Origin of the sequence: Halomonas sp. H10-59 (genome assembly GCF_040070555.1) — a bacterium.
In the GTDB taxonomy this organism is placed as follows: Bacteria; Pseudomonadota; Gammaproteobacteria; order Pseudomonadales; family Halomonadaceae; genus Halomonas; species Halomonas litopenaei.
Map to the genome: position 1 here is coordinate 2,671,633 of NZ_CP098828.1, position 13,671 is coordinate 2,685,303.

The following is a 13,671-nucleotide window of genomic DNA, read 5'->3' on the forward strand; positions in this document are numbered from 1 at the left end:
GCCAGCCTGCCGCGGGATGCGCCGTCCGCCCAGTACAGCGCTCTTACCGAAGACTGCTGAGGTACTCGCTCCAGTCCGATCATGCCGCCTCCTCGTCGCCACCCAGGTAGACCTCGATCACCCTGGGGTCGCTTGCCACCTTGTCCATACTGCCCTCGGCCAGCACCGAACCCTGATGCAGCACCGTCACCGTGCGGGCGATCGAACGCACAAAGCCCATGTCGTGCTCCACCACCACCACCGAGTGCTTGCCGGCGAGGCTCAACAACAGCTCTGCGGTACGCTCCATCTCCTGCTCGGTCATCCCCGCCACCGGCTCGTCGACCAGCAACAGTCGAGGGCGCTGCATCAACAGCATGCCGATCTCGAGCCACTGCTTCTGTCCGTGGGACAGGATGCCCGCCTGGCGGCGACTGAGCGACGCCAGGCCCACCGTCTCGAGCACCTCCTCAATTCGCGCCAGCACCTCCCCGGTCATGCGCGCCTTGAGGGTCGGCCACAGACTCTTGTCCATGGCCATCGCCAGCTCGAGGTTCTCGAACACCGTCAGCGCCTCGAACACCGTGGGCTTCTGGAACTTGCGCCCGATGCCGAGCCGGGCGATCTCCGGCTCGTTCTTGGTCAACAGGTTGTGGCGGCTGCCGAACCACACGCTGCCCTGATCCGGGCGCGTCTTGCCGGTGATGATGTCCATCATGGTGGTCTTGCCAGCACCGTTGGGGCCGATGATGCAGCGCAGTTCGCCGTCGTCGATGGTCAGGTTGAGATCATTGATGGCCTTGAAGCCGTCGAAGCTCACCGACACGTCCTCGAGATAGAGGATCGGGCCGTGGCGCACGTCGACCGGCGATTGTTCCGGGACCAGGAAGTCGAAGACCCGATCGCGATCGGCCAGGCTCTGAAGAAAGCTCATGGGGTGGCCTCCCTGGGGGTTGCATCCAGCGTGTCGGTTGGCGTGTCGGGTTGCGTGTCGCTGTCATCGTCGCTGCCTTGCTGGCGAGAGCGTGACAAAAGCCCGGCGATGCCCTGGGGCAGCAGCACCGTCACCAGCACGAACAGCGCACCGAGCGCGAACAGCCAGGCCTCCGGCATCACCCCGGTGAACACGCTCTTGGCGTAGTTCACCGCCAGCGCACCGATCACCGCGCCATAGAGGGTGGCACGGCCACCCAGGGCCACCCACACCACCACCTCGATGGAGAACAGCGGCGAGAACTCGCTGGGGTTGATGATGCCCACCTGGGGCACATAGAGGGCGCCGGCGACCCCGGCCAGCATGGCCGAGACGACGAACACGAACAGCTGATAGCGCTCCACCCGGTAGCCGAGAAAGCGGGTGCGGGACTCGGCGTCGCGCACCGCCACGCAGACCCGCCCGAGCTTGCTGACCACGATGGCGCGGCACAGCAGGAAGCCCAGCGCCAGCGCCACGCCGGATGCAATGAACAGCCCCAGTCGTGTGGCGTCGGCGGACAGGTCGAAGCCCAGCAGTTCCTTGAAGTCGGTCAGGCCGTTGTTGCCGCCAAAGCCCATCTCGTTGCGGAAGAACGCCAGCATCAGCGCAAAGGTCAGCGCCTGGGTGATGATCGACAGATAGACCCCGGTGACCCGCGAACGGAACGCCAGGAAGCCGAACACCAGCGCCAGCAGGCCCGGCGCCAGCAGCACCATCACAAAGGCAAAACCGGCCATGTCGAAGCCAAGCCAGTACCAGGGCAGACTGTCCCAGTCGAGGAACACCATGAAGTCCGGCAGCAGTGGATCGCCGTAGACACCGCGGTCGCCGATCTGGCGCATCAGGTACATGCCCATGGCGTAGCCGCCGAGGGCGAAGAAGGCGCCGTGGCCCAGGCTGAGAATCCCCAGGTAACCCCAGACCAGATCCACCGCCACCGCCAGCAGCGCGTAGCACAGGTACTTGCCCAGCAAGGTAACGGTATAAGTAGAGACATGCAGCGGATGCTCCGGCGCCAGCAGCAGATTTGCCGCCACCACCAGCGCCATGGTGGCACCGAGCACCGCCAGGAAGATCAGAGTCGACCGCTCGCCGAACGGGCGAGCCAGCCATAGTCGGGATGATGGCATCGCTCAGCCCTCCGCCGCGCGGCCCTTCTGGGGAAAGAGTCCCCTCGGGCGCTTTTGAATGAACAGAATGATGAACACCAGCACCAGGATCTTGGCCAGTACCGCCCCGGCCCAGGGCTCCAGCACCTGATTGATCACCCCCAGCGAGAGCCCCGCCACCAGGGTGCCCCACAGATTGCCGACCCCGCCGAACACCACCACCATGAAGGAGTCGATGATGTAGTTCTGGCCGAGGTTGGGACCGACGTTGGTGAGCTGTGACAGCGCCACCCCGGCAAGGCCAGCCACCCCCGACCCCAGCGCGAAGGTCAGGATGTCGACGCGGGTCGCGCGAATGCCCATGGAGCGTGCCATGGCACGGTTCTGGGTTACCGCGCGTACCTCCAGTCCCAGCCGGGTGCGGCGCATCACCAGCATCAGGGCGGCAAACACCAGGATGGCGAAGCCCAGCACATAGAGGCGATTGAGGGTCAGCGACAGCGCCTCGTTGATCACCAGCGAGCCGCTCATCCACTCGGGCGTCACCACGGTACGGTTGAGCGGTGAGATCAGGGTGCGCACCAGCTGCTGCAGGATCAGGCTGACGCCGAAGGTCGCCAGCAGGGTTTCCAGCGGACGTCCCTTGAGGAACTGGATGACGCCTCGCTCGATGGCCACACCCACCAGCGCCGCCACCAGAAAGCCCGCCGGAATCGCCAGCAGCAGCGCAAGCCCCGGCTGCCCCGGCAACAGCTGCTGCATCGCCCAGGTGGTGTAGGCCCCCAGCATGATCAGCTCGCCGTGGGCCATGTTGATCACCCCCATGACGCCAAAGGTGATAGCCAGGCCGATCGCCGCCAGTACCAGCACCGAACCCAGCGACAGGCCGAAGTAGAGCGTCTCGGCGGCGCGGTTGAGCTTGAGCGCCTGCTCGCTCTCGGCCAGCGCCGCCTGTGCGGCTTCTGCCAGCGCCACGTCGTCGCTGCGGCTGGCCTGCATCAGCGCGGCCCTGGCCTGGCCATTGAGGCTACCGGACAGCGCCTCGACCGCCGCGACGTCCCCCTGCTCGACCCGCGCGATGGCGATGGCCTGCTCAAGGGTCGCCGCCACCTCGGGGTCGCTCTCGGCGGCGGCCAGCTCGCTCAGCGAATCGACGGCCTCGGCCTCGACCTCGCCCAGCAGATCCCGCGCCGCCGCCAGCCGCTGGGCAGGGTCGTCGACACGCAGGTCGATCAGCGCCAGGGTGCTGTCCAGATAGCCCCTGAGACTGTTGTTGATGGAGACGCGGTCGAGCTCGCGGCGCGATATTTCGCCCGCCGGATCCAGCGTCAGGGCGTCGGCCACGGGCCAGTTGCGACCGCGATTTTCCAGTACCACGACGATAGCGCCGCTGTCCTTGACGCGGGCGAGCTTGCCCTCGGCAAAGCTCTCGAGCCAGCGCCGGGCGCGCTCGTCACCGCTCTCGGCAATGGCGTCGATGGCCGCTTCCTTGTCGCGGAAGCTGGACTCGGCCAGCGCCGACAACAGCGCCGGCCCCTGGTCGGAAGACGCGGCCTCGGAAGCGCCGGCGTCCTGAGCCCAAGCCTGGCCCAGCCCCAGGGCGACGAGGCAAAGCAGCACCAGCGCGCTCAGCCAGTGACGACCTGCAATTAAATTCATGGTGAGGTCCCTTGAGACACCCGGGTGCCGACGGCACCACGGGCAGGGTTGGCGTGATCCGGGCCGGTGCGCCGTGCACACCGGCCCCTTGTCGTTATGTTCTATTCGCTGGAGGCGACGTCTGAGCCACCACCGCAGCTACCCTGCACCACGTTGTAGTTGCCGCACTCAAGCGGAGCACGCCAGTCGCTGATCAGATCGCGGGAGCCTTCCAGATAGTCGGACCAGGCGTCGCCGGCCACGGTGGACGGGGTCTGCCACACCACCGAGAACTGGCCGTTGTCCTGGATCTCGCCGATCAGCACCGGCTTGGTGATGTGGTGGTTGGGCATCATGGTGGCGTAGCCACCGGTGAGATTGGGCACCGAGACGCCGATGATCGCTTCCTTGACCGCATCGACATCGGTGGTCTCCGCCTTGCGCACCGCCTCGGCCCACATGTTGAAGCCGATATAGTGGGCTTCCATGGGGTCGTTGGTGACGGCGTTGTCGTCGCCGGTGTAGTCGTACCAGGCGTCGATGAAGTCGTAGTTGACGTCTTCATCCACGCTCATGAAGTAGTTCCAGGCCGCCAGGTGGCCGACCAGCGGCGCGGTGTCGAGACCGGACAGCTCCTGCTCACCCACCGAGAAGGCCACCACCGGGATATCCGAGGCCTCGACGCCCTGGTTGGCCAGCTCCCGGTAGAAGGGCACGTTGGCGTCGCCATTGATGGTGGAGACCACCGCCGTCTTCTTGCCGGCACCACCGAACTGCTTGATCTCGGAGACGATGTTCTGCCAGTCGGAGTGACCGAAGGGGGTGTAGTTGACCATGATGTCCTCGTCGGCCACGCCTTGGGACTTCAGATAGGCCTCGAGGATCTTGTTGGTCGTGCGCGGATAGACATAGTCGGTACCGGCCAGCACCCAGCGCTCAACACCGACCTCGTTCATCAGGTAGTCCACCGCCGGAATCGCCTGCTGGTTGGGCGCAGCGCCGGTGTAGAAGACGTTCTCGGAGGACTCCTCGCCTTCGTACTGCACCGGATAGAACAGCAGGCCATTGAGCTCCTCGACCACCGGCAGCACCGACTTGCGCGATACCGAGGTCCAGTTGCCGAAGATCACGTCGACCTCTTCCTGCGCCAGCAGCTCGCGGGCCTTCTCGGCAAACAGCGGCCAGTTGGAGGCCGGGTCCACCACCACCGGCTCGAGCTCGCGGCCGAGCAGGCCACCCGCTTCGTTCTGCTGCTCGATCAGCATCAGCATGGTGTCTTTTAGGGTCGACTCGCTGATCGCCATGGTACCGGACAGGGAATGCAGGATACCGACCTTGATCGGGTCCTCCTGGGCGAGCGCCGGTGCGGCGATGGCCAGCGACAGCGTGGACACGGCCAGGCTGGCCAGCGCCTTTCTAGAAAGCGCTTTGGAACGGTGGGCACAAACCTGCGTAGAAGAGATCGAAGCGGTGGGCATGGGAAACCTCCAGGGGTTGCCTTGTCGTTGTGATGGACCATCGTCGAGAGGGAGCCAGGCGGTTCAGGTAAAACCGCTGTATCGCTCAGGCCTGACGTCTTGCGACGTCGACCTCCATCACCACTTCAAGCAAGTCCCATGCCAGCCATATAAAACATTTATAAATTCCGACATTACGTCGGCCAAGAAGGGGGCTTACCCACCCCGCCTTGCGCCACAAGAGAGCATCTCGCGCCACCGGGGCGCACCAATGCACCACATGTGGTGCACTTCGCTACCCCGCCCCCTACTTCTGCACCACCACAGCGCCAACCAGCGGTGCACCCCGCCACGGCCGGCACCAGACAGGAGCGCCCTATATCGAGACGCTTCACTTGCAGGGCTCAGCATGACGGCAGCGGCGAGTACAAGTGTTCCGAGCGCAGCCACCTTTCAGCGACACAGCTGGGGTGTCTGTTCGGAAGGCAAATGGGAGTCGATACGAAAACATCACCGAGACAAGGCACGTAGCCATGCGTCCACATTCATCCGTTCGTGGAAGACTTCGACAAGTTCGAGTGTCTCGTCCGTCTCGCGCAAGATCAGATAGTGTCGACCTTCACGGAAGTAGCGAAGGTGAGATTCATGGCCAACAGTGCTCGATAGTGTCGAGCATGGCCTGGGATGGGGCGGATGTCCCGCCGCCAGGGATTCAAGGCGGTGAACAAGTTGTGCCGTATACCGCTCGGCTCTCGCCCCGCCGAATTCCGATAGGGTCCAACGAAGAATATCTTTCAGGCTTGCAAGTGCCGCCGGCGCATAAATCAATCACGTCAAGAAGCATCGCCAGTTCGAGCAGCCTCGAGAACACTACCCAGAACTTTTCGTGGATCACCGGTTACACCTTCTCCACGATCAAGCTGCTCAAGCGCGACACCTATTCGAGAGCCGATGAGCGCAATCTCACGACGTTCCTTGAGTGCACGCAACCCCGCTCGTAGCACTTCGCTGGCATTGGCGTAATCCCCAGAGGCCACCAGTTCGTCGATAAAACCATCTAGTTCAGGCGTGAGCGCCACGTTTCGAGCATGATTGGCCGGCATACGCCCTCCTATTGACCAGAATACATCTGGTGCAAGATTGGCCAGGGGTGGCCAGATTAGCCACCCCTGGAACCCGACCAGGACCGTCTGCGCGACCGACGTCTCTCGCAACACTTGGCGCGCACTACCTTGAAGACATCGAACCTGAACCGGACTGGGTGTCCCGCCATGTGCCCCCTTGGGACCCGACACAGGGCCAAGCACCAGACCGTTTCATCGACAAGGCTTAGCCCTCGAGCTGTCGCAGCACCTGTTCCGTAAAGGCGCTGCAGCCGGTATTGCCGCCGAATTCCCGGGGCCGATAGCGGCCATCGGACAGTACGCCGTCCACCGCTTGACGCAACCGACCGGCGGCGTCAGACAGACGATCGTCGGCGTGCTCCACCGCCAGCCATTCGAGCATCATGGCCCCGGACAACAGGGTGGCGATGGGGTTGGCGGCGTCCTGCCCGGCGATATCCGGGGCGCTGCCGTGTGCCCCCTGGAACAGACCGTGGCGATCGCCCAGTTCGGCAGACGGCGACACCCCCATCCCGCCGACGGTGGCCGCTCCCAGGTCGGAGATGATGTCACCGAACAGATTCTCGGCGACGATTACGTCATAGAAGTCCGGACGCTTGACCAGGTGCACCGTCATGGCGTCGACGTAGGCGTAGTCGAGTTCGACGTCATTGAACTCGGCGCCTACCTCGTCGCACACCTTGCGAAAGAAGGCGTAGCTTCTGAGGATATTGGCCTTGTCACAGACGGTAAGCCGCCGCTTGCCGTCCTTCGGCGCGCCCTGGCGTCGCCGTGACAGCTCCAGGGCAAAGCGCGCGACTCGCTCGGTGCCCTTGCGGGTGATCACCAGGCTGTCGCTTGCCATCTCGTCGCGCAGCACCACCCCTGCGCCGCGACTGGCGTAGAGGCCTTCGGTGTTCTCGCGCACGATGACATAGTCGATGGTACCGGGCTGATGGTGTCTCAACGGCGACTCGACCCCGGGCAGCAGGCAGATCGGACGCACGTTGGCGTAAAGGTCCAGTCCGAAGCGCAGCTTGAGGTGCAGGTCGTTGCCCACCTCGGTCCCGTCGTCGTAGGTCACCCCCGGCAGCCCGGCGGCGCCATGCAGGATGGCGTGACTGGCCCGACAGGCGTCCAGCGTCGACTGGGGCAGCACCTCGCCGGTCTTGTCATAGTGCCCCGCCCCACCGTCGAGCCAGTCGAAACGTAGCACGTCGCTGCCCAGCAGCGCTTGCAGTACTTGCACCGTGGCGCCCGCGACCTCCGGGCCGATACCGTCACCAGCGATGGTGGCAATTCGATAACTCACAGAGATTCCCTCGTCTTGTTGTTGTCCATTGATGGTGGCCTCGCAGTATCGTGGTGCAGCGATGTTCTATCCATGGGACCTTATGGTCGATGGCGATGGCGATGGCGATGGCGATGGCTACGTCAGAGATCACGCCGCATGATCAGATCCCTGTCCACCACATCGCCCATCTGAAAACTGTGGGTGCCTACCTCGACAAAGCCCCGGGAGCGATAGAAGGCGATGGCGGGATGATTGTTTTCCCACACGCCCAGCCAGACGAAAGCCCTGGCCTGTTCTCGCGCCTCGGTGATGGCCTTGTCGTACAGCATCTTGCCAAGCCCTCGGCCCTGGGCCTCGGCCAGCAGATAGATGCGCTCGATCTCGAGACCATTGTGCTCGCTCAGATCGGTCTGGGCCTCCCCCCAGTTGAGCTTGAGATAGCCGACCGCTACGGGCCCCTTGGCAACGCCCTCGCGCTCCTTTCCCGCTTCACCCGTCTCGCTGCGGCCGGCCTCTTCCAGCAGCCAGAATCGCGACTGTGGGCAGGCCAACTCGCGCTGCACCCTTCCCAGGTCAAAGGCATCACTCAGATAGCGCTCCATGGTCGCCTTGGAGTAAAAGTCGACAAAGGTCTGGTAAAAGGTGCGGCGCCCCAGGGCGGCCAGCGTTTCGGCGTCCTCCAGCGTTGCCTGCCTCAGGCTATATTCCATCCCTTATCCTTGTTCAATCTTCGCTGCACCCTCTAGAGGAATCATCACGGCTGATCTCCACACAGCACGGCAGCGTCACAAGCCGAACGCCCATCCTCTCGAAGGCCTTCGCGGATACCCTCGCGTTCTTCCAACGGCTTGTGCTGGCTGGCCTTGTGTTTGCCCACCAGGCGCGTCACCTCGAGCTCTACCCCCACAATGCCACGACGCATCCCCTCCAGGTAGTCTTCGGGGGCGTCGTCCACCGCCCAGGGCGCTTCCCGGCCCGCCTCGAAGCGATCGACCAGCGACGTCAGGTGCGAGGTGAGCCAATCGCTTTCACGCGGGAAGACGAGCCGACCATGGGCATGCACCACCTGGTAGTTCCAGGTCGGCACCACGCGACCATGGCGGCGCTTGTCGGGATACCAGCCAGGCGAAATATAGGCGTCGGGGCCATGAAAGATCGCCACCGCCTCGATCGCTGCCGCGTCTGCTCGCTCACCCTCACCCAGCCGCCAGAGGGCGTTGGCGCGGGCGATATGGCCACGCAGCACCAGCTTGCCCTGGGACGTCTGCTCGACCATCAGCGGCAGGTGGTCGATACACACCCCCTGGTCACCGTCGGTGACCAGGGTCGCAAAGGGATAGGCACGGACCACCGCCATCATGGCGTCATCGTCGGTCATGGCGAAGTGTTTTGGCTGATACAAGGGTCACGCGCTCCTTCAAGGTGGTTGGCATCCATCAATGTTGACTGCGAGAAGTAGAAGTTTATGTGCCCGCAGGGTCATCCAGGTTCAGGGTATAGGCGTAGAAGGCATCATTGCGCTGCCAGTTCAGTGACTCATACAGCGCCTGGGCGGTGTGGTTGTGGGTCTGGGTATTGAGCGTCAACTGCCCGACACCCTGCTCCCTCGCCAGGTTCGCGGCGGCCTCCATCAGCTCACGGCCGATCCCCTTGCCACGCGCCTCGGGTGCCACGAACAAATCGGCCAGGGTCCAGCGCGGTCCCACCCGTACCGTGGATAGCGTCGGATAGAGCTGAACGAAGCCTTCGAGCACACCCTCGTTGTCGCTGACCAGCAGGCGCGAGTCGGCGAGCGCGAGGCGCGTCTGGAGAAAGTCGCGGGCAGCCAGGATGTCGCTTTCCTGTGAATAGAACACCCGGTAGCCATCGAGCAGCTCACTCAGGGGTTGTAGATCGGCGATACAGGCAGGACGAACATGGTTCATGAGTCACCTTTCACATTGGCGGTCGTGTGCGCCGGCTGGCCAGAGGCGCACCGGCTCGTCGGGATGACAGACACCCAGTCTTGCGCAATAGTGGTCCCACCATAAGAACCAATACCGCCCAGAAAAGGGGAACCAGTGGCCAGTCATCAACGTCACGCCGAATGGATCACCGAGGCATTGGCCATGCGCCTGGCACCACCCGCCGCCGAACCCACGTCGGGTTCGCTGTCCCAGCGCCTGTACGCGGCCCTGCGCGAGTGGATACAGCAAGGTAGCTTGCCCGCCGCCAGCGCCCTGCCCTCGTCTCGACGGCTGGCCGCGGACCTCGGCATCGGCCGCAACACGGTGCTTGCCGCCATGGACCGCCTGGTGGCGGAAGGCTTCGTCGAGGCGCGCCCGGGGTCCGGGCTATTCGTGGCGTCATTGGCACTGCCCGAACCCAGCCCGTTGCCCGGCGCCCCCATTCAGACGAGCCGCTGGCATTCTCGGCGAGGTCAGCAACTACTGGATAGCTGCGGCGAAATGGAGGGCTCCCGGGATGCCTTCGCCCCGGGGGTCCCCGCCCTCGATCTGTTCCCGCGCGAGGCATGGCAGCGCCTGCTACGGCGCCATCGTCACCAGGCCAGTCTCGACGCCTTCGGCTACGCCACCAGCGGCGGGCATCACGCCCTCAAGACGGCGCTGTGTGACTACCTGCGTCTATCGCGCTCGGTCAATTGCCAACCACATCAGATCCTGATTACCCAGGGCGCCCAGCAGGGCTTCGAGCTGATCGCCCGCCTGCTGGCCGACCCCGGTGACAGCGTCTGGGTCGAGGATCCCGGCTATGCCGGTGCCAAGGCCTGCTTCAACATGGCCGGGCTAACGCCCGTCCCGGTACCGGTGGACGCACAGGGCATGCAGCCTGAGGCTCTCGCCCCGGATAGCCCGCCACCGCGACTGATCTATGTCACCCCCTCGCATCAGTACCCCTGCGGCGTGACAATGCCGGTGGCACGGCGTCTCGCCCTGCTCGACTTCGCCCGCCACCACGGCGCGCTGATCATCGAGGACGACTACGACAGCGAATTTCGCTATACCACCGCGCCGGTGGCCTCCCTGCAGGGGCTGGCCGGGGGCGGTCCGGTGCTCTACGTCGGCACCTTCAGCAAGGTGCTCTACCCGGGCCTCAGGCTCGGCTACCTGGTACTTCCCGAGGCCCTGGTGGACGACTTTCGCCGCGCCAACGCGCGACTGCATCGGGAAGGCCAGTACGTCTCCCAGTCAGCGCTGGCAGACTTTATCGTCGAGGGACACTTCTCTCGCCACATCGCGCGCATGCGCCACTGCTATCGACAGCGCCAGGCATGCCTGCGCGAGGCCCTGGCGCCGGCCGTGGAGCAGGGACTTGAACTGTCGGCCGGCCAGGCCGGCATGCACCTGGTGGCAAGGCTCGCCTCACTGAAACAGGAGCAACGCCTGATCGAGCGCGGATGGCGCGAGGGCGTCACCCTGTCGCCGCTATCGGGTCACTACCTGGCACCTGATGCCATGCCTGGGCTGGTGCTGGGCTACGCCGGCTCGACACCGGGGCGGATCGCCGAGGCCGGCGGCTGGCTGGCCAGGACCTGGATCGATGACAACGCACGATGCGATGGCGCGCCGACGTGATGTGACGCCACTGCACCAAGCTGGCGATGCACTTGGCAACCACGACGATGCCAGCGGCGATGGTCGCAATACGGTTTCCCGCCTCTCGCCGCGACGCGCGCTCGAGTGTCACTTGGCAGTTCGCTGAATATCCCAGACCACCCTGAATCCCTGGTGGGTGGTGGTGGAGTCAGGCGTATTGCTGCTGCGGGCGGCGATGCGATAGCGGAAACAGTAGCTGACGTGGCACAGGTGTGAGCCGCCCTTGAGCAAGCGACAGCCCCTTCGCGACTTGCCGAATGCCTGGGCCGATCGTCTCAGCGAGCGAACGACGAAAGGCTCGGCCGTCCACTCCCAGACATTTCCCACCATGTTGAAGAGCCCGTAGCCATTGGGTGCGAAGGCCTTCGCCGGAGCGGTGAACAGATAGCCATCGCGACCGAGATTCTCGTGGGGAAACCGGCCCTGCCAGATATTGCAGGGAAAATACGAGGTGTCGTCGGGCTGCCGATCCCCCCAGGGAAAGGGCACATCGCCCTGCCCACCGCGCGCGGCATGCTCCCATTCTGCCTCGGTCGGCAGCCGCCCTCCTGCCCAGTTCGCGTAGGCCTTGGCATCATGCCAGGACACATGTACCACCGGATGATCAGGGAGGCAGGTCGCGGCATCGCTGCCCCCGCCGTCGACGTCACGCCAGTAGGCTCCGTCCACCCGGCGCCACCACTCCAGTGATTCCACGCCCAGGGTGTCACGCACATTGCCTGCTACCTGGCGGTGAAACACGAAGCTCCAGCCGAGGCGCTCGGCCTCGGTCACAAAGCCGGTGTCCTCGACGAACGCCGCAAACTGCGCGTTGGTGACCGCCGTCGCGCCGATCCTGAACGCGGCCACCCGCTTGCGCCGCAGGGGGCCTTCGCCGTCATCGAGAATGATCGGGGTGGCGGTGCCCAGGTAAGCCTTGCCGCCAGGAATCTCGACCGCCCCCTCATCGGCACGCGGAGTGTCCGACCACGGGATCTCGATCGCGGGTGAACGCGAAGCAGCGTCGGCGGAAGGAGAACAGCAGCTGCGGCGGGAAGTGTCATGTATCGAAGTCATGGGCGAACGATCAGATCTCAGTTGGCGCAAGGCGCAGCAAATTGGCATGGCGCAGCAGATTGGCATGGCGCAGGTCAGCGGACTGCCGCCATGGACTTATGGTGCATCAACCCTTGAAAGCCGCCAAACAGACAGCCGGCCAGGCACAACGTACCCCGAACTTCTGTTTGACAAACCAGCCCCTCCAATTAATATCTAACAGATAGTTATTAAAAGAAACCCTGACAATGATCAATAAAAGCACTGACAACACACCCGCCAGCCTGCGCAAGGCCCACCGAGGCCTGTTCCTTTCCGATATCCAGATGAGCCCGGGCATCTCTCGGGCAGAGCTGGCACGTCGGCAGGGATTTTCCGAGATGGCTGCCACCCGCATCGTGCGGGAACTGGTGGCGGCAGGAATCGTCGAGGAATTCAGCGTCGACACCCCGAAGAAGTCCGTCGGCCGCCCCAAGACCGGCCTGCGCATCGTCAAGGACGGCATCTTCGCCGGCGGCATCACGGTGTCGGCCTACCATTCCGAGGTATCGATCTGCGATGCCAACGGCTCCCCCGTCGCCCGCGCCCATCTCGACGATCCCCCCCTTGCCGACGTTGCAAAGACCGCAAAGTTCTACGCCAGAGCGTTGCATGATCTGATCATCGCGTCCGGGATCGACCAGGACCGCATGGTCGGTGTCGGGGTCTCTCTGTCGGCCCGCACCCAGCCGGAAGAAGGCCGAATCGTCAAATCGGAATATTTTGGCTGGGGGGGAGACGACGGGCGCTTCTGCCGTGAGATTCGAGCCCTGACCAACCTGCCGGTCGAGGTCGAGAATATCTCGAATTCACTGGCGATCGCCGAGATGCGCTTTGGCGCAGCCCGGGATATCTCGGACTTCACGCTGATCCACGCCGCCACCTTCGTCGGCGCCAGCGTGGTTTCCGATCATCGTCTGGTGCGGGGCGCATCCGAGGTATCGGGGCTGATCGGGCATTTTCGCGCCCAGACGCGTCCGCTTGAATGCGTCTGTGGCAGAAACGATTGCCTCAACCTGTCGGCCACCGGCTTCGGCCTGCTGTCGCAGCTGGGCAAGCTCGATCATCAAAGGTTCGATCACTCCAGGCTGTCCTACTACGCCACCTCGCTGCTGGCCGCACTGGAAGACCCCGAAGCCGCCCCCCTGGTCCAGCAGGCCGGGGCACAACTGGCACCGGCGCTTGACTGCATCGTGAAATTGCTCGGCCCGCAAAGGGTGATCCTGAGCGGCCATCTCGGCACCAACGAGACCTACTACTCGGCGGTCGAGACGGCACTGAGAAACGACTTCGACTACGGCGCGGATTCGGACTTCGAACTGACCAAAGGCACCTTCTCGTCCGGCGACGCAGCCGCGCTGCTGGCGCTGCATGTCTTCTGCTACTCCAACCGGCTTGACTACCAGCGCTTGGCCTAGCGCGCCACCGAAACGGGAGGGTCTTTC

12 protein-coding genes are annotated in these 13,671 nt (G+C 64.2%); 2 read left to right on the top strand and 10 right to left on the bottom strand.

The genetic code is table 11. The features are described 5' to 3' along the window. Nucleotides 1-79: 79 nt before the first annotated feature. From urtD to NFG57_RS11760, 9 genes are all read right to left on the bottom strand, one after another. Nucleotides 80-913 carry an urea ABC transporter ATP-binding protein UrtD gene (gene urtD, locus NFG57_RS11720; protein ID WP_045992499.1) on the bottom strand — a complete coding sequence of 278 codons (834 nt, stop codon included), beginning with the start codon at nt 911-913 and terminating at the stop codon, nt 80-82. Next, nucleotides 910-2,085, bottom strand: coding sequence for an urea ABC transporter permease subunit UrtC (gene urtC / locus NFG57_RS11725; protein ID WP_222516528.1), 1,176 nt, complete (start codon nt 2,083-2,085; stop codon nt 910-912). Before urtC ends, urtD begins: the two co-directional genes overlap by 4 nt. A gap of 3 nt (nt 2,086-2,088) precedes the next feature. Beyond that, on the bottom strand, nt 2,089-3,723 hold the full coding sequence (gene urtB / locus NFG57_RS11730; protein WP_348814371.1) for an urea ABC transporter permease subunit UrtB: 1,635 nt from the start codon (nt 3,721-3,723) through the stop codon (nt 2,089-2,091). A 101-nt stretch (nt 3,724-3,824) separates the two neighbouring features. Then, nucleotides 3,825-5,180, bottom strand: a complete 1,356-nt coding sequence (gene urtA / locus NFG57_RS11735; RefSeq protein ID WP_213227086.1) for an urea ABC transporter substrate-binding protein — start codon at nt 5,178-5,180, stop codon at nt 3,825-3,827. Between the two features lie 812 nt (nt 5,181-5,992). Further along, entirely contained in the window at nt 5,993-6,262 is a 270-nt protein-coding gene (locus NFG57_RS11740; protein WP_108133072.1) for a type II toxin-antitoxin system ParD family antitoxin, read from the bottom strand. Between the two features lie 226 nt (nt 6,263-6,488). Continuing rightward, nucleotides 6,489-7,574 carry an isocitrate/isopropylmalate dehydrogenase family protein gene (locus NFG57_RS11745; RefSeq protein ID WP_348814372.1) on the bottom strand — a complete coding sequence of 362 codons (1,086 nt, stop codon included), beginning with the start codon at nt 7,572-7,574 and terminating at the stop codon, nt 6,489-6,491. A 122-nt stretch (nt 7,575-7,696) separates the two neighbouring features. Next, nucleotides 7,697-8,266 (bottom strand): N-acetyltransferase, encoded by a 570-nt coding sequence (locus NFG57_RS11750; RefSeq protein WP_348814373.1) that lies wholly within the window; start codon nt 8,264-8,266, stop codon nt 7,697-7,699. A gap of 44 nt (nt 8,267-8,310) precedes the next feature. Beyond that, complete coding sequence (locus NFG57_RS11755; protein WP_348814374.1) at nt 8,311-8,958, bottom strand: FMN-binding negative transcriptional regulator; 648 nt, start codon at nt 8,956-8,958, stop codon at nt 8,311-8,313. A gap of 61 nt (nt 8,959-9,019) precedes the next feature. Then, the gene (locus tag NFG57_RS11760; RefSeq protein ID WP_348814375.1) at nt 9,020-9,481 is read right to left on the bottom strand and encodes a GNAT family N-acetyltransferase; all 462 of its coding nucleotides are present in this window, start codon (nt 9,479-9,481) and stop codon (nt 9,020-9,022) included. Between the two features lie 183 nt (nt 9,482-9,664). Here NFG57_RS11760 and NFG57_RS11765 point away from each other — a divergent pair, with 183 nt between their 5' ends. Next, entirely contained in the window at nt 9,665-11,131 is a 1,467-nt protein-coding gene (locus NFG57_RS11765) for a PLP-dependent aminotransferase family protein (protein ID WP_348816178.1), read from the top strand. A gap of 108 nt (nt 11,132-11,239) precedes the next feature. On the opposite strand, the gene NFG57_RS11770 is transcribed toward NFG57_RS11765, so the two are convergent. Continuing rightward, complete coding sequence (locus tag NFG57_RS11770; protein WP_348814376.1) at nt 11,240-12,208, bottom strand: formylglycine-generating enzyme family protein; 969 nt, start codon at nt 12,206-12,208, stop codon at nt 11,240-11,242. A gap of 227 nt (nt 12,209-12,435) precedes the next feature. On the opposite strand from NFG57_RS11770, the gene NFG57_RS11775 reads away from it, so the two are divergent. Further along, on the top strand, nt 12,436-13,644 hold the full coding sequence (locus tag NFG57_RS11775) for an ROK family transcriptional regulator (protein ID WP_213227099.1): 1,209 nt from the start codon (nt 12,436-12,438) through the stop codon (nt 13,642-13,644). Nucleotides 13,645-13,671: the final 27 nt, after the last annotated feature.